The sequence below is a fragment of the Chryseobacterium cupriresistens genome (assembly GCF_046614675.1).
Lineage (GTDB): Bacteria > Bacteroidota > Bacteroidia > Flavobacteriales > Weeksellaceae > Chryseobacterium > Chryseobacterium cupriresistens.
Genome location: NZ_JBKKJT010000015.1, coordinates 1 through 15,589 on the forward strand (window position 1 = coordinate 1; position 15,589 = coordinate 15,589).

At 36.0% G+C, this 15,589-nt stretch carries 16 protein-coding genes; 14 read left to right on the forward strand and 2 right to left on the reverse strand.

The genetic code is table 11. The features are described from left to right. Window positions 1-187: 187 nt before the first annotated feature. Window positions 188-1,525, reverse strand: coding sequence for a dihydroorotase (locus ACLI50_RS22315; protein WP_343641105.1), 1,338 nt, complete (start codon window positions 1,523-1,525; stop codon window positions 188-190). Window positions 1,526-1,627: 102 nt separating this feature from the next. Here ACLI50_RS22315 and ACLI50_RS22320 point away from each other — a divergent pair, with 102 nt between their 5' ends. The 9 genes from ACLI50_RS22320 (at window position 1,628) to ACLI50_RS22360 (ending at window position 9,851) form a co-directional block, all read left to right on the forward strand. Next, the gene (locus tag ACLI50_RS22320) at window positions 1,628-3,082 is read left to right on the forward strand and encodes a lipopolysaccharide biosynthesis protein (protein ID WP_411414661.1); all 1,455 of its coding nucleotides are present in this window, start codon (window positions 1,628-1,630) and stop codon (window positions 3,080-3,082) included. Window positions 3,083-3,235: 153 nt separating this feature from the next. Continuing rightward, window positions 3,236-4,252 (forward strand): sugar phosphate nucleotidyltransferase, encoded by a 1,017-nt coding sequence (locus tag ACLI50_RS22325; RefSeq protein ID WP_110010644.1) that lies wholly within the window; start codon window positions 3,236-3,238, stop codon window positions 4,250-4,252. Between the two features lie 106 nt (window positions 4,253-4,358). Continuing rightward, window positions 4,359-5,210, forward strand: a complete 852-nt coding sequence (gene lolB1, locus ACLI50_RS22330; protein WP_411414662.1) for a lipoprotein insertase outer membrane protein LolB1 — start codon at window positions 4,359-4,361, stop codon at window positions 5,208-5,210. After that, window positions 5,207-6,769 (forward strand): peptidoglycan DD-metalloendopeptidase family protein, encoded by a 1,563-nt coding sequence (locus tag ACLI50_RS22335; protein ID WP_343641098.1) that lies wholly within the window; start codon window positions 5,207-5,209, stop codon window positions 6,767-6,769. Before lolB1 ends, ACLI50_RS22335 begins: the two co-directional genes overlap by 4 nt. Before the next feature lie 31 nt (window positions 6,770-6,800). Beyond that, on the forward strand, window positions 6,801-7,013 hold the full coding sequence (locus tag ACLI50_RS22340) for a twin-arginine translocase TatA/TatE family subunit (protein WP_076596910.1): 213 nt from the start codon (window positions 6,801-6,803) through the stop codon (window positions 7,011-7,013). A gap of 15 nt (window positions 7,014-7,028) precedes the next feature. Further along, complete coding sequence (locus ACLI50_RS22345; protein WP_002981819.1) at window positions 7,029-7,643, forward strand: DUF4254 domain-containing protein; 615 nt, start codon at window positions 7,029-7,031, stop codon at window positions 7,641-7,643. Next, window positions 7,640-8,098, forward strand: a complete 459-nt coding sequence (locus ACLI50_RS22350) for a hypothetical protein (protein WP_062672271.1) — start codon at window positions 7,640-7,642, stop codon at window positions 8,096-8,098. The genes ACLI50_RS22345 and ACLI50_RS22350 overlap by 4 nt, the downstream gene beginning before the upstream one ends. An 18-nt stretch (window positions 8,099-8,116) precedes the next feature. Continuing rightward, the gene (gene ribA / locus ACLI50_RS22355) at window positions 8,117-8,713 is read left to right on the forward strand and encodes a GTP cyclohydrolase II (RefSeq protein WP_034695719.1); all 597 of its coding nucleotides are present in this window, start codon (window positions 8,117-8,119) and stop codon (window positions 8,711-8,713) included. 151 nt (window positions 8,714-8,864) lie between these two features. After that, a complete protein-coding gene (locus ACLI50_RS22360) occupies window positions 8,865-9,851 on the forward strand; it encodes a Brix domain-containing protein (protein WP_411414663.1) in 987 nt (328 codons plus the stop codon). Window positions 9,852-9,938: 87 nt separating this feature from the next. Here ACLI50_RS22360 and ACLI50_RS22365 read toward each other — a convergent pair whose 3' ends face one another. Continuing rightward, on the reverse strand, window positions 9,939-10,478 hold the full coding sequence (locus ACLI50_RS22365; protein ID WP_306597298.1) for a hypothetical protein: 540 nt from the start codon (window positions 10,476-10,478) through the stop codon (window positions 9,939-9,941). 116 nt (window positions 10,479-10,594) lie between these two features. Here ACLI50_RS22365 and ACLI50_RS22370 point away from each other — a divergent pair, with 116 nt between their 5' ends. From ACLI50_RS22370 to ACLI50_RS22390, 5 genes are all read left to right on the forward strand, one after another. Continuing rightward, window positions 10,595-12,298, forward strand: coding sequence for a glycoside hydrolase family 3 protein (locus tag ACLI50_RS22370; RefSeq protein ID WP_411414664.1), 1,704 nt, complete (start codon window positions 10,595-10,597; stop codon window positions 12,296-12,298). A 26-nt stretch (window positions 12,299-12,324) separates the two neighbouring features. Then, complete coding sequence (bshA, locus tag ACLI50_RS22375; RefSeq protein WP_079240311.1) at window positions 12,325-13,473, forward strand: N-acetyl-alpha-D-glucosaminyl L-malate synthase BshA; 1,149 nt, start codon at window positions 12,325-12,327, stop codon at window positions 13,471-13,473. Between the two features lie 27 nt (window positions 13,474-13,500). Continuing rightward, entirely contained in the window at window positions 13,501-14,757 is a 1,257-nt protein-coding gene (locus ACLI50_RS22380; RefSeq protein ID WP_343643768.1) for a DUF2851 family protein, read from the forward strand. A gap of 93 nt (window positions 14,758-14,850) precedes the next feature. After that, complete coding sequence (locus ACLI50_RS22385) at window positions 14,851-15,072, forward strand: PspC family transcriptional regulator (protein WP_002981826.1); 222 nt, start codon at window positions 14,851-14,853, stop codon at window positions 15,070-15,072. Between the two features lie 3 nt (window positions 15,073-15,075). Beyond that, window positions 15,076-15,588 (forward strand): GNAT family N-acetyltransferase, encoded by a 513-nt coding sequence (locus tag ACLI50_RS22390; protein ID WP_343643766.1) that lies wholly within the window; start codon window positions 15,076-15,078, stop codon window positions 15,586-15,588. Window position 15,589: the final 1 nt, after the last annotated feature.

The following is a 15,589-nucleotide window of genomic DNA, read 5'->3' on the forward strand; positions in this document are numbered from 1 at the left end:
AGATTTTGAAGAAAGTAGGGTAAAAATCAAAGACGTTCACCCTACGCAAGCTAACTCAAGGTCGCTTTTATAAATATAAATGTATAAAAAATATTTGGAAGTTAACACAGAATCTAAAGCCAATGGAAGGTTAAATATAAAGTGAGCGGGCTAAAGTCCGCTCCTATTGAATTATAATAATCTCAGATTAATCTCTAGGTTCAAAAAGTAATCTCTCTCCAAATTTCTCTTCTGCAATTGTACCATTGTTATACACCAAATGACCATTGACAAAAGTATGGGTAACCTTAGAGTGAAAATTCATCCCTTCCAGTGGGCTCCAGCCACACTTGTAGAGTAGATTGTCTTTGGAAACCGTCCAATCCTGATTTAAATCTACCAAAACAAGATCTGCTTTATATCCTTCTCTTACAAAACCTCTTTTTTCAACTTTGAAAAGAATCGCAGGATTATGAGCCATCTTTTCAACGATTTTCTCAAGGGATATTTTACCGTTTTTATAGTTTTCAAGCATTACAATCAATGAATGCTGTACCAAAGGTGCACCAGACGGACATTTTGTATATACATTATTCTTCTCTTCTGCCGTATGCGGAGCGTGGTCTGTAGCAATCACATCTATTCTGTCGTCCAGTAATGCTTCCCAAAGGGCATCTTTATCTTTTTGGGTTTTTACAGCAGGATTCCATTTGATGAGGCCTCCTCTTGTTTCATAATCCTCATTGGTAAATGTAAGATGATGAACACATACCTCAGCAGTGATTTTTTTGTCTTTTAGAGGAATATCATTTCGGAAAAGTTCCATTTCCTTTGCTGTTGAAAGGTGGAAAACATGAAGTCTCGCCCCTGTTTTTTTCGCAAGCTCTATCGCCTTGGATGAAGATTTATAACATGCCTCTTCACTTCTGATCAGGTGGTGGAATTTTACAGGAATATCATCTCCATATTCATCCATATATTTCTGAGTATTGGCTCTGATGGTAGCCTCATCCTCACAGTGCACAGCAATCAGCATTTTGGTATTACTGAAAATGTTTTCCAGAGTTTCAGGATTATCAACCAGCATATTTCCTGTAGATGATCCTAAAAATAACTTGATTCCCGGAACATTTCTAGGGTTCGTTTTCAAAACTTCCTCAAGATTATCATTCGTTCCTCCCATCATAAAACCATAGTTGGCATATGCTTTTTGGGAAGCAATCTCATACTTGTCTGCCAATAGCTCCTGGGTAACAGCGTTTGGAACAGTATTCGGCTGATCAATAAAACTGGTGATCCCTCCGGCAATGGCTGCTCTTGACTCGCTCTCAATATCGCCTTTATGAGTAAGTCCAGGCTCACGGAAATGCACCTGATCATCTATTACCCCGGGAAGAAGATATTTACCTGAACCATCAATAATCTGATCCGCGTCTTCAGAAATGCCGGCAGCTATTTTAGAGATTAAATCATTTTCTATCAGGATATCGCTTTCAAAGACTTTTCCTTCGTTGACGATATTTACATTTTTTATAAGAACTTTCATTTCAATTTATTTCGCTGTAAAATTAAGATTTTAAGTTTTAATTCACCCCAAAATCGCAAAACGAATGCTTAAAGTTTTACATTTGCAAAAAAAAATTCGACTTTGTATAAGAAACTATTAGGACAGACAGCGGTATATGGACTTAGCTCCGTATTAGTCCGTATTTTTCCATTTATCATTGCACCCATCGTTACAAAGGCTTTCGGACCAGCTGCTTCGTCACCGTTTGTAGACTGGTATTCCATTGCAGGTGTAATTACGGTATTGCTTACACATGGCATGGAAACTTCTTTCTTCCGATTTGCACAAGAGGATAACATTGACAAAAAAACATTGATTTCAACCTGCTCAATGAGTATCATCAGTATGGGGTTAATTTACCTTATTCTGGGATATGTATTCAGATTTCAGCTTGCTGAAGCTTTTGAAACTCCTGATCAGGTCAATTTTCTAATCATATTCTTATTTATTCTCTCATTGGATGCATTTTCCACCATCCCATCTGCTATATTGAGGTTACAAGGAAAACCCTTCAAATATATGCTTTCCAAGGTAGCCGGCTCCCTGGTTTACTTTTTACTGGTTTTATTCTTCATCAGATGGCTTCCTAAACATCCTGAGGGAGTACTTGGGTTAAAATATAATCCTGACTTCGGAGTCGGATATGTTTTCGTTGCCAATCTCATCCAAAGTATTATCACCCTTTTGATTATAGGAAAAGAATTCTTCAGCTTCAGTATATCCAAATTTGATTTCGGACTGTGGAAAAGAATTATGAACTATTCCTGGCCGGTAATGATTGCAGGACTGGCTGGTATTGTAAATCAGACATTAGACCGACAATTCTTAAAATACCTCCTTCCTGAAGAAGAAGCCCGTCATCAGATTGGAGTATATGGAGCAGTTTACAAGATTGCTACCTTTATTACTGTGTTCAGACAAGCCTATCAATTGGGTATTGAACCTTACTTTTTTTCAAGTTTCAAGAACAAGGATTCTCACAAGACCTATGCCGTATTGATGGATATTTTTGTGGTATGCAGCTGCATCATTTATATGGGACTTATGGTAAATCTTCAATGGATTTCTGAAAAATATTTAAGAAACCCCCTCTACTATGAGGGAATTGAAATCATTCCATTTATCATGCTTGGAGCTCTGTTTCTGGGAATCTACCTTAATCTTTCTATATGGTATAAGTTATCAGACCAGACAAGGGTTGGCTTATATATTTCTGTTATAGGAGCTTGCATCACCATTCTTATCAACTTCCTGTTCATTCCTCAATATGGATATTGGGCAAGTGCCATAGCAGCACTGATTACATTCATGTCTATGATGATCATTTCCTATGTATGGGGACAAAGGCAGTATCCTATTCATTATAATATAGGTAAAATAATGATTTATCTGGGATTTACCATTGTTTGTTCATTGGTTTCTTTCTATTATTTCAGAACTAATTATCTGGTAGGTAATCTATTCCTTATCTTATTCCTGGCTTTGATAGTATTCAAAGAAAAAGCAATAGTATCCAAAATCATAAAAAGATCTTAAACTTTGGTCTTTATTTTGCTTGTAAACAAACCTGTTGTTAATTTAAACAATTATTTAAAAAGATATAAATCATAATCCCTTAAAGGTTTTAATTATTATCTTTAACCTAAATATCAAAAACAACTAATAAAACATCTTTTATACATATAATTTATGAAAATTATTGTCCCTATGGCTGGACGTGGTTCCAGATTACGTCCACATACACTGACAGTTCCAAAACCTCTTATTCCTATTGCAGGAAAACCTATCGTACAGAGATTAGTGGAAGATATTGCTAAAGTTGCAGGAGAAAACATTGAAGAGGTAGCTTTTATCATCGGAGATTTTGGCCCTGAGATCGAAAGATCCCTTATTCAGATTGCTGAAAAGCTGGGAGCAAAAGGAAGTATATATTATCAGAACGATCCTCTTGGAACTGCTCACGCCATCAAATGTGCGGAACAATCTATGCAGGGAGATATCGTTATTGCCTTTGCAGATACTCTTTTCCGTGCAGATTTCCAGTTGGACAAAAATTCTGACGGTGTAATCTGGGTGAAAAGTGTTGAAGATCCATCAGCGTTCGGAGTCGTAAAACTGGATAATTACGGTTTTATTACCGACTTTGTTGAAAAACCAACGACTTACGTTTCAGATCTTGCTATCATTGGTATCTATTATTTCAACAGTGCTGAAAAGCTCATGGAAGAAATCAATTATATCATGGATAATGATATTAAAAACGGCGGCGAATACCAATTAACAACCGCTCTTGAAAACCTCAGAGCTAAAGGTGCCAAGTTTACCCTTGGAAAAGTAAACGACTGGATGGATTGCGGTAACAAAAATGCTACAGTAGAGACCAACAGCAAAATCCTTGAATATGAAAGAGAAGCAATGACTCACTATCCTGCTTCCGCTGTGATTGAAAATTCTTTGATTATTCAGCCTTGCTTTATTGGAGAAAATGTAAAAATCTCCAATTCAAAAGTAGGACCTGGCGTTTCTTTAGGAAACAACACAACTGTTGTGAATTCTAATATTGAAAACTCCCTGATTCAGGAAAACACAAGAATTAATCACGGGAACCTTTCAAATTCTATGATCGGTAATTCCGCACAGTATTTTGGGGTTGCCAGAGAAATATCTTTAGGTGATTATTCCGTGTTAGATTTTTTATCTAAATAAGGATAGGAAATATTTAACTTAAACATCATATCATCAGGCCACACAAAATGTTTTGTGTGGTTTGGCGTTAATATTGCAACGTATTTTTTAATTAAAAGATAAATACATGAAAAACTGGATCCCATTTCTTTTATTGCTTCTTGCCTTATCATCCTGTAAGACCCGTAATACTGCCCAAAGTGATACTGATCATACACGGGATAGCATTAATGGTACAAAAAATATAGATAATGGAAATCCAAAAGATGTTAATGAACCGGTGAGAGACAAACTCACGTTTTATGAACATGTATTGATCCCACCCAAATTTGAACAAATCAAAATAGACAGCAAAGTAAGAGTAGAAACAAGAAGCTATGTTCCTACACTGGACGCAACCATCTATATTGAAAATGATAAAAAGGTGTGGATGAATCTGAGAGCTTTGTTCATCAATGCAGCAAGAGGTATCGCTACACCGGAAGGAATAAAAGGACAGGATAAGATCAATAAAACTTATATAGATTCCGATTTTGACTACCTTAACAATCTTCTGAACGTTAATTTTATTGATTATAAATCATTGGAAAAGATCTTACTGGGGAGAACTTTTGTAAAAATCAACGACAGACAGTTTGATCTCACTCAAAATGCTCAGGGTTTTAAAATGGTTTCCAATACCAATCAGAAAATCGTAACGGATGAAAAAAACAGGGAGTATAAGGTGGCTCTCCAATACGACACCAATTACGATTTGTTAGCCGTGAATTTAAAAGATATTCTTTCATCAGACGAACTCGATGTTTCTTATAGTGACTGGGATGAATACGAAGGAATACGCCTTCCGAAAAATGTTAAAATAATTATAAAAGGCTCAAAATCTAGTCAGATTTTACTGGAAAACACGAAATTTGACTTTTCGAGGATGGAAACACCTTATTCTGTACCATCCAGTTATAAGAAAATTGAGATTAAATGATTAGAAAATTTAGCTTTTTAATAGGTGTTTTGATGTTCGGACTGCACCAGGGACAGCAGACCAAAGAACAGCTGCAGAAGCAGAATGCCGAACTTAAAAAACAAATTGCACAAATAAATACCGATTTAGCCAAAACCAGAAGTGAATCTAAACTTTCCGTAGCCTACCTTTCCAGTGTCAACCAAAAACTGGTGTTAAGAGAAAAGGTTTACAATAATACGCAGAAAGAAAAAAGATTCATTGAGGATGATATTTATTTACGTCAGCTGGAAATCAACCGTCAGAATAAAGAACTGGCAGTTTTAAGAAAAAACTATGCTGAAGTTTTGGTGAATGCTTATAAAAACAAAGGAGTACAGAACAAAGTAACTTTTATTCTTTCTGCTAAAAATTTAGGAGAAGCCATACGAAGAGTTCAGTATCTGAAACAATACTCAGACTATCAGGATAAAAAAGCAGCTGAAATCACAGATGCTGCCAATCTCATCAAAAAGACCATTGCCCAAAAGCAAAATTCTGTAAAAGCGAAAGAATCCCTTTTGATTAACCAGCAGAAAGACCTGGCAACCATCAATGCTGAAAGAGCTCAAAAAGAACAGTTGGTAGCTGAATTCAAGAAAAACGAATCCAAGCTGACTGCTGAACTTAAGCAAAAACAAGTTCAGTCTAAAGCATTGGAAGGACAAATCAGAGCTATTATTGCAGAAGAGATCAGAATTGCAAAAGCTGAAGAAGAAGCCAGAAGAAAGGCAGAAGCAGAAAAAATACGTTTGGCAAAACTGGCTGCTGAAAGAGAAAAAGCAAGAATCGAAGCGGAAGCGAAAGCAAGAGCAGAAGCCCTTGAAAGAGAAAGAAGACTTGCAGAAGCAGAAGCCAAGAGAGCTGCGGAACTTGCTGCAAAAAGAGCTGAAGAAGAAAGGAAGCGTAATGAAGATGCCGCGAGAGCCGAAGCTAACGCAAGAGATGAAGCCAGAAGAGTAGCTGCTAAAAAAGCTTCAGACGAAGCCAATGCAAGAGCTAAAGAAGCTGCAGATAAATTAGCTGCCGCAAGAGCAGCAGAAGCAGCGCTTACAAAAAGAAAAGAAGAAGAGAAAAGGGCAGCAGAGACCAAAGCCATGACAAGCTACGGAGTTTCCACCGCTACAGGAAGCAGTTTTGCAGATAACAGAGGTAGATTAGGCTATCCTGCAGACAGAGCCGGACAAATCACTCACCGTTTCGGAAGACAGCCACACCCGGTTTTCAAAAATATTACTGAAGAAAACAACGGGATCAAAATTTCTGTTCCTTCAGGTGCACGTGCAAAATCGGTGTTCCCGGGATCAGTATCTTCGGTACTGGCTAATAATGACGGAACCAAGACCGTTATCATCAAACACGGAAGTTATTTTACCATTTATTCCAACTTAGGAAATGTAAGTGTTTCCAAAGGGCAACAGGTTTCATCAGGAACTCCGGTAGGTACGATAGCTCAGGATTTTGATGGTGCTTATACGCTTGATTTCCAAGTATGGAACGGAAGTACACCAGTTGATCCATTAGGTTGGATTTCATATTAAAAAAAGTGTAACTTTGCAAAAATTTTAAGAGATGAATACACTAACAATACTTGCCTTATCTTGGCAGCACATCCTTATCGTAGCAATACTTTTGGTATTACTTTTCGGAGGAAAGAAAATCCCTGAATTAATGAGAGGAGTTGGTTCAGGAATCAAGGAATTTAAAGATGCAGTAAAAGAAGAAGACAAACCAGGTTCTGAAAACAAATCGGCTTCCAACAATAACAATTCTTCCAGCAACTAAAATTCCTTAGAATTAATGAAATTTACTGAGACTGCATGGAAAGTCTTCAATCAAGCTATTGAAGACTATCACGTGTCTGATGACGTTAACACTCTAATTAATAACCCGTTCGAAAAAGATAGTTTGGAACGGATTTTGTATGCAAAGAACTGGATTGATACCGTTCAATGGCATTTGGAAGATATAATTAGAGATGAAAATATTGATCCGGCTGAAGCTCTTCAACTGAAGAGAACAATAGACGCTTCCAATCAAAAAAGAACTGATTTGGTAGAGTATATTGATGGCTGGTTTCTTAATAAGTTTGAAAATATAACTCCTAAACCTGAAGCAAAAATAAATACAGAAACTCCCGCTTGGGCAGTAGACAGGCTATCAATTCTTGCATTAAAGGTTTATCATATGTCGTTAGAAGCTAATAGAGAATCCGCTTCTGAGGAACACAGAAATAACTGCCAGGCTAAACTGGACGTTCTGCTTACTCAGAAAGAAGACCTATCAACTTCTATAGATCAGTTGCTTGCTGATATTGAGAACGGTAACGTTAAGATGAAAGTGTACAAACAAATGAAAATGTACAACGATGAAAGTCTTAACCCAATCCTTTATCAAAAAGGGCAACAAAAATGAAACGACTATTTTTCTTTGGAGTACTTATCATATTAACATCTTCCTGCGCATCGGAGAAGCTTAATCTTTCTCCGTTGTCAAATAATTTTTACAGTGATGCTAAAGGGTCTGATTCAGACAGAAGCTCTAAGAAGAATTTTAATATCAATATCAAACAGAATGTCAATGCTTCTGAAATTTCAAATATGATCTCCACTTTTCCTAAGTTTAAAAACAACGGATTAAATGATGAGATTACCAGTTTGAAATACAGTCTGCAGAATTATTTATATGCTATTGATGCCAGCAATTCTGCCGGAAAAAGCAGAGCCCTTAAAAGCTTCGAAAAATCATACAAAAAAATTCAAAAGCTAAGGCAGAATCTTGACAGAGACGACGATGAAGTTCTTAACAGATATCTGGTACGTTTAAAAACCAATATTTCTGTTATTGAAGATACTTTGCCAGGAAGTTAAAAACTAATTGAACTATCAATGATTAAAATTCAGGCGGAAGCCAATGTTCCCACAGAGCACGGCACTTTCCGAATGATCGCTTTCTCCGAAAACGAAAACGACTGGATGCCGCATATGGCCATCGTTGCTGAAAATACAGATTTTTCAAAACCGGTCAATGTTCGTTTCCATTCAGAATGTATTACTGGAGAAGTTTTCCATTCAAAAAAATGTGAATGCGGCCAACAATTGGATGCTGCAATGAAATATATCCATGAAAACGGTGGGATTATCATCTACCTTCGCCAGGAAGGAAGAAACATCGGGATCATCAATAAACTGAAGGCATACTCCCTGCAGGAAAAAGGTCTGGACACTGTACAGGCTAATCTTGAACTGGGACTTCCTGCAGATGACAGAAACTTTGGCGTAGCCATTGAAATCCTGAATCTATTGGATGTAAAAGATATCAACCTTCTCACCAATAATCCTGAAAAGGTAAAATATGTGGTAGACAGCAATATTCACCTTAATTCAAGAGTACCGCTACAGATTCCTGCCAATGAAATAAGCAAAGGTTATCTGCAAACCAAAAAAGACTTCTTTGGACATCTTCTGGATGACAATGATAATTAATTTTCCAAAAGATATAATAAAAAGCTCCAAGAAATATATTTTTTTGGAGCTTTTTAATTACTGAAATTAATAGAACATTCTATTTCTATAACATTTCACCAATTAGTGTATTTTTTATAAAGTTTTATCTTTGCGATGAAATTATAATTTTATGAAAAAAACACTATTTATCATTTCTTCACTTTTTTTCATTGGCTGTGCAAATAGCAATGATATACTTTATTCTCAAGATGAAAACTCACTTCCTAAAAATACTACTGAGCTTTCATTGATATCTAAAAATATGTTAGCTAAGAATGCTACCGAATCAGTTATAATGGATTTATCTTTTACTACTGGTGTCATAAACGAAAATGGGGGATGCTCTTTTACAGATTTAATAAGTCCACAAGGGAGTTATTTTACTTCAACAAAATGTTATGGACCAAATCCAATAGAACAAAATGGATATTTAGTTAGGGGCTATGGAAAGCCACGTCGAGTTCCTAACTACTCAGGCTATTTGTATTGGCATGGTGTTATGCTAAAAGCAGAAAATCGCAGTAAAACAGTTATTTCAACAAGAGGAGATGCAACCATAGTAGACGACCCAATTTCAAATGCAATTTCGATAGAACAATATTTTGAAGAGAATAAAACATATGAAATTATTATAACTTCTAACATATCAGATTACATATATGTTACTAAAAATAACAATCGAGAAAACAGATTAGATGACGACTTATTTAATATTGATAAAAGTGAAGCAGTTCCAACTTTAGCCTTGGAATTATCAGACTCACCACAAATACCTGGAAATGATCCCTGCGCTGAGAGGCCGAATGTTGGACGAAAAGTTGTTGCTGCTAACTACTATAAAACACAAAAGACGGAAAAAACAACCGAATGGAATCGTGAGGACAAAACCTACACTTTTTATTTTTCTACAACAGCACCTAAGAATAGCCTTATCATATATTATTTACCCGAACAATCAGGTGAAAGGCCTGCCAATCATGTTCCTGAGAGTGCATATACAATTGACATTAGAAATGTAAAAATAATAAAAAAACCATTTGATCCAACTCATGTAGTACCACCTAGAGTTACTACGCCAGACCCAGATCTACCATGTGGTTTTAGAGGAGGTTGCTAACCCAATTATTATAAAAAAATCAAAAGCCCCGGAAGATGTTCTCCCGGGACTTTTTTAATTATAAAAAACTGAAAAGATATTTCTAAATTATCTAGTCTTGATTTTAGACTCATCAATATTGTAATACTTAATTACGCTATTGTAGTCTGAATAATCAACTGCAGCAGCTGCTTCACTCTTAGATGTACCTGTTTTTGCAGGAACAATGACAACTCTGAATTTTTTGTTCGTGTAGTATACTGGATTATTATCAAGGTTAACTCCAGTAGTTGATCTCACATCAATTCCTATATCAAACTTACTGAAATCGTATGAGTATTCAACTTTATCAGCACCATTATTAGGATATTCTGTATAGGTAAGTAATTTCCAGATTGGAGAATTATTATTGGTAAGACCTGTCTGTAAATAAATCAGAACTACATCAGATTCAAGTAATGGACTTTTAAATGCATCATCAAAATGATATGTATAGCTATCTTGTTTATTAAATTTCGGAATAATATCATATGCTGTTGAATACGTATCATTATCCTGACCTTGTACCACAACATCATCACTATTATCACAGCTATAAGCAGTAAAACCTACAGCCCCCAGGAATAAGAAAAGAAGTATTTTTTTCATTTTTAGTAAAGTTTAGTTATTATTTATATTGCGTATTCAAATCATATACCAAAAATCTCAAAAACTTTGTTTTCCTCACTTTTTTAATTGTATTTTTGTTCTTATTCAAAAAAGTTATGAAGAAATTATTGTATACTTCACTCTTTATTGCCGCATTGATAAGCCCTAAAGTGAAAGCTCAGTATCAGCCAAAAAATGCTTCCAAGGAAGATGTAAAAAAAGCACAGCAATGGGTTGATAAAACATATAAAAATCTTTCTCAGGATGAAAAACTAGGACAGCTTTTTATTGTGGCATTGTATACCAACAGAGGGGAAGAGTATATCAGCCAGGTAAGAAATATCGTTACGAATGATAAAATAGGCGGTCTGATTTTAATGCAGGATGATGCAGCAAGAGAAATTAACCTGGTGAATGAATTTCAGCAAAAGTCTAAAGTTCCTTTGATGATCGGGATGGATGCAGAATGGGGGCTCTATCAGCGAATTGCTACTGCCCACAAATTTCCATGGGCCATGACATTAGGCGCTATCCAGGATAAAAATCTTGTGTATCAGATGGCCGCAAAAATTGCAGAGGATTGCAAAAGAATGGGGATCAACTGGGATTTCGCGCCTGTAGTAGATGTCAACACCAATCCTGATAATCCGATTATAGGAAACAGAAGTTTCGGATCTGATGTGAATAATGTCATCACATCAGCCCTATCCTACTCCAACGGTCTTCAGGATAATAATATTTTAGCGGCTATAAAACACTTCCCGGGACACGGAGATACCAGTACAGACTCTCACCTTGATCTTCCGGTAGTTCCTCATGGTATTGAAAGACTTGACGCTGTGGAACTTGCTCCTTTCAAGGCACTGATGAATAAAGGAATTGGCGGTGTAATGGTTGCTCATTTATATGTTCCAAGCTTAGAATCAGAAAAAGGAATTCCGGCCTCTGTTTCTAAAAACATTATTACAGGAGTACTGAAAGATAAACTGGGCTATAAAGGTTTAATCATTACAGATGCATTAAATATGGGCGCTGTAGCGAATAAATACCAGCCGGGCGAACTGGATGCCATGGCCTTTAAAGCGGGAAATGACATTATGCTTTTCTCTCAAGGTGTTTCTGAAGGTAAAAAACTGATCCAGAAAGCTATTGATAAGGGAGAAATTCCACAATCCAGAGTGGAAGAAAGTGTTAAGAAGATCTTGTTGACAAAATATTTTCTTGGGCTTACCCAATACACTCCTAAAAATCCTGAAAATATCAATAAGGATCTAAATAATGATTCTCACACCCAATTGGTACAGAATCTTTATTCCAATGCCCTGACTTTATTAAAAGACGAAAAGAAATTACTGCCACTTACAGGGAAACAGATTTATTATGTTCCTCTTGAAGAAGCTCCTTACCAGACTTTCGCCAACAGATTGGGAAATAATATTATCATTAAAAAAGCAGGAGAAATTAAAACTATTCCGGCGGGATCTACAGTTATCGTAGGTTTCCATAAAGATAATTCTACGGCTTATAAACCTTATAAAATTTCAGCAGAATCCAAAAGAGTACTTTCTGATCTTTCCAAAAATCAAAATGTCATTCTGAATGTATTCGGGAGTGCTTATGCATTAAAGGATATTGATATTTCAAAAGTTTCAACCGTTCTTGTTTCATATGAAAACAATGATGATTCTATGAATGCAACTGCGGATGCTTTCAATGGAAAAACAAAAATATGGGGAAAACTTCCTGTACTGGTTAACGACAAGTTAAAACCGGGAATGGGTATAGAACTTCCTATGGCAACCTCAACAAAAACCAAATAATACAAAATTAAAACAATAATAATCTAATGAAAATAGGCATACTTTGCTATCCCACCTATGGAGGAAGCGGAATTGTAGCAACAGAATTAGGAATGTCTTTGGCCAACAAAGGCTATGAAGTACATTTCATCAGTTCTGCACTTCCTGCAAGATTAGATATCACCAACCCGAATATTTTCTTTCACAGGGTCAATGTTCAGACGTATCCGCTTTTCCAGTATCAGCCTTATGATATTGCGTTAAGCTCTATGATTTATAGGGTTGTTAATCTTTACAAACTGGATCTTCTTCACGCACATTATGCCATTCCTTACGCATATGCCGCTTTTACGGCAAAACAAATGCTCAAGGAAGACAATAATGATATTCCGTTGGTCACTACATTACACGGTACAGATATTACCCTTGTAGGGCAGCACCCAAGTTATAAACACGCAGTAGAATTTTCGATCAATCAGTCTGATGCTATTACTTCAGTTTCTGAAAGTCTGAAAAAAGATACCCTTCAGTTTTTCAATATCAAAAAAGAGATTCAGGTGATTACCAATTTTATTGATAATTCCGAATTTGATGACTGCTCTGAGTGCCAGAGAACCCAGTTTGCCAATCCGGATGAAAAAATCCTGATCCACGTGTCCAACCTTCGTCCTGTAAAACGTGTAGACGAAGTGTTGCAGATCTTTAAGAATGTGGAAAGAAAAGTGAAATCCAAGCTGATTATCATTGGTGAAGGCCCTGATATGGAAAAAGTAAATCAGTTCCTTGAAGAAAATCCTGAGCTTATTTCCAAAATCCGCCTTTTAGGAAAGGTAAATGATTTGTATAAAATCTTACAACTTTCAGATGTATTTCTCCTGCCTTCCGAGCAGGAAAGTTTCGGTCTTGCAGCTTTGGAAGCTATGGCTGCGTATACTCCGGTTATCAGTTCCAATGCAGGAGGAATTCCTGAGGTGAATATTCAGGGGGAAACCGGATATCTGGCTGAAATCGGAAATGTAGAAGCTATGAGCAACTATACCATCAAATTGTTGAGCAATGATGAACTTTTAGCCAAAATGAAGCAAAATGCGAAAGATCAGGCAATAAAATTCGATTTGAAAAACATTCTTCCTATCTATGAGAAAATGTATAGAACAACCATAGAAAATTTTAATAAGGAGCTGACGAAAGTATAATATTTCTATTATATTTACGTCACACTTATGACGGAAAAACTACTTCAATATCTTTGGAACTATAAGGTTTTCAAAAATTTTGACTTCAAGGATATTGAAGGAAATTCCGTTGAGATCATCCATTTTGGAAAATGGAACAAAAATGCAGGCCCTGATTTTCTTAATGCTCAAATCAAAATCAACGGCTTACTTCTCGCAGGAAATATAGAACTGCATGTACGCTCTTCAGACTGGATTTTCCACAATCATTCCCAGGATCCCAATTACCGGAATATTATTATTCATGTGGTATTCCAGCACGACATAGAAATTCGTGAACTTACAGTAAAGCAAGTTCCAACATTGGAATTGCATAGTTACATTGATGAAAATATCATCTCGAAATATGAAAAACTGGTTGATGGAGAGGAATTTATTGCCTGTGAAAAAATTTTTGATCCGAAAAAATTACCCGTCAATTTTCATGAAGAAAGCATCCTGAAAAAACTGGATGAGAAATCTTCAGAGCTTGAACAGAGCTTACATCAATATAAAAATAATTTTGAAGCCGTTTTATTTCACAGTTTTGCCTACTCATTCGGTTTAAAAGTAAATGCTTCTATTTTCCGGCAGATTGCGGAAAGTATAGATTACAGTATTATCAATAAAATACGTCAGAATCCTCTTCAGCTTGAAGCCTTATTATTCGGAATTTCAGGATGGCTTGACAAACCACAGGACGGGCAGATGAAAATATGGAAAAAAGAATTCGATTTTATTAAGGCAAAATTTTCCATTTCTGATTTAAAATTTCATCCTAAGTTTTTAAGACTGAGACCACCTAATTTTCCAACAATCCGGTTGTCACAATTGGCTGGCCTGTACAGGCAGCAGAATTTATTTTCAAAAATCATGGAAGCAAGAAGTGCAGAACAGCTGTACACTATTTTCAGCTCCGTAAAAGCTTCTGAATATTGGGATTTTCATTTTAATTTCGGGAGTATTTCCAAAGTACAGCCTAAAACACTGAGCCAAGATTTTGTTGATCTTCTCATTCTGAATTCCATACTTCCTTTACAATATGCTTATCACAGATATCATAAGGAAGACATTGCAGATGAAATTATTGCGCTTTACAAGACAGTTTCCGGAGAGAAAAACACCATCATTACGAGCTGGAAAAAACATGGATTAAAGGTCACCAATGCGTTGGAAAGTCAAAGCCTTATTTATCATTATAAAACCTATTGTGAACCGAAAAACTGTTTAGCCTGCACCATCGGCTATAAACTTTTAAAAGAATAACCTTATCCGGGCAGTTTTGTCGATCAAAATCTTTGTCAAAAAAATTCCTTAACTTTGAGTAATAGATTCAAACTTTTAAATAACAATCTGGAAATGCTGAGTAATATTCGTCATAAAATGGAAAGAGAATGGTTTGGTGTACTGACCAGAATGGGAGCCAAGCTGGGAATTCCTGTTTCTAAATTGAGAGTTTTCTTCATCTATTCTACTTTCGCTACAGCTGGATTTTTCTTTCTGATCTATCTGGGACTCGCATTCACCCTTTGGATTAAAGATATTTTCATCACCAGAAGACCGAGTGTCTTTGATTTATAAATTATGGAATTTTTACCGATTACTTCCGCAGAAGATCCTAGAGTTCAGGAAATCTATACTTCTTATACTACCACTTTTCCTGTAGATGAACAAAGAGATAAAGATCAGTTTGAAAGTTTATTTTCAAATCCTTATGTGGAATTCATGTCTGTTATCCACGAATCGGAAGCTATTGGCTACCTCATCCTGTGGAAGTTGAGTTCTTTTGTTTTTGTAGAGCATTTTGAAGTGTTTGAAGCATTCAGAAGTAAAAAACTGGGATCTCATATAATGAATCATTTATCAGAAAATTATCCAAGTATTGTTCTGGAAATTGAACCTGCAGAATTGAGCGAAGATGCTTCAAGACGGTATTCTTTTTATCAGAGAAATAATTTCAGCCTGATTGATACCACTCATGTACAGCCTAGCTATGGCGAAGGAAAAAAATCCTTGAATTTATGGCTGCTTGCTAACTACACTCCTGAAAATGTGGAGGAAGCTAAAAAAGAAATTCATAAAATTATTTATGCTTAAA

What these genes read in the sequence shown, in the direction of transcription:
- lolB1 (WP_411414662.1), top strand. Translation starts at nt 4,359, where the DNA reads ATGAAAAACTGGATCCCATTTCTTTTATTGCTTCTTGCCTTATCATCC.
- ACLI50_RS22365 (WP_306597298.1), bottom strand. Translation starts at nt 10,478, where the DNA reads ATGAAAAAAATACTTCTTTTCTTATTCCTGGGGGCTGTAGGTTTTACT.
- ACLI50_RS22350 (WP_062672271.1), top strand. Translation starts at nt 7,640, where the DNA reads ATGAAACGACTATTTTTCTTTGGAGTACTTATCATATTAACATCTTCC.
- ACLI50_RS22380 (WP_343643768.1), top strand. Translation starts at nt 13,501, where the DNA reads ATGACGGAAAAACTACTTCAATATCTTTGGAACTATAAGGTTTTCAAA.
- ACLI50_RS22390 (WP_343643766.1), top strand. Translation starts at nt 15,076, where the DNA reads ATGGAATTTTTACCGATTACTTCCGCAGAAGATCCTAGAGTTCAGGAA.
- ACLI50_RS22315 (WP_343641105.1), bottom strand. Translation starts at nt 1,525, where the DNA reads ATGAAAGTTCTTATAAAAAATGTAAATATCGTCAACGAAGGAAAAGTC.
- ACLI50_RS22325 (WP_110010644.1), top strand. Translation starts at nt 3,236, where the DNA reads ATGAAAATTATTGTCCCTATGGCTGGACGTGGTTCCAGATTACGTCCA.
- ACLI50_RS22335 (WP_343641098.1), top strand. Translation starts at nt 5,207, where the DNA reads ATGATTAGAAAATTTAGCTTTTTAATAGGTGTTTTGATGTTCGGACTG.
- ACLI50_RS22385 (WP_002981826.1), top strand. Translation starts at nt 14,851, where the DNA reads ATGCTGAGTAATATTCGTCATAAAATGGAAAGAGAATGGTTTGGTGTA.
- ribA (WP_034695719.1), top strand. Translation starts at nt 8,117, where the DNA reads ATGATTAAAATTCAGGCGGAAGCCAATGTTCCCACAGAGCACGGCACT.
- ACLI50_RS22370 (WP_411414664.1), top strand. Translation starts at nt 10,595, where the DNA reads ATGAAGAAATTATTGTATACTTCACTCTTTATTGCCGCATTGATAAGC.
- ACLI50_RS22360 (WP_411414663.1), top strand. Translation starts at nt 8,865, where the DNA reads ATGAAAAAAACACTATTTATCATTTCTTCACTTTTTTTCATTGGCTGT.
- ACLI50_RS22340 (WP_076596910.1), top strand. Translation starts at nt 6,801, where the DNA reads ATGAATACACTAACAATACTTGCCTTATCTTGGCAGCACATCCTTATC.
- ACLI50_RS22345 (WP_002981819.1), top strand. Translation starts at nt 7,029, where the DNA reads ATGAAATTTACTGAGACTGCATGGAAAGTCTTCAATCAAGCTATTGAA.
- bshA (WP_079240311.1), top strand. Translation starts at nt 12,325, where the DNA reads ATGAAAATAGGCATACTTTGCTATCCCACCTATGGAGGAAGCGGAATT.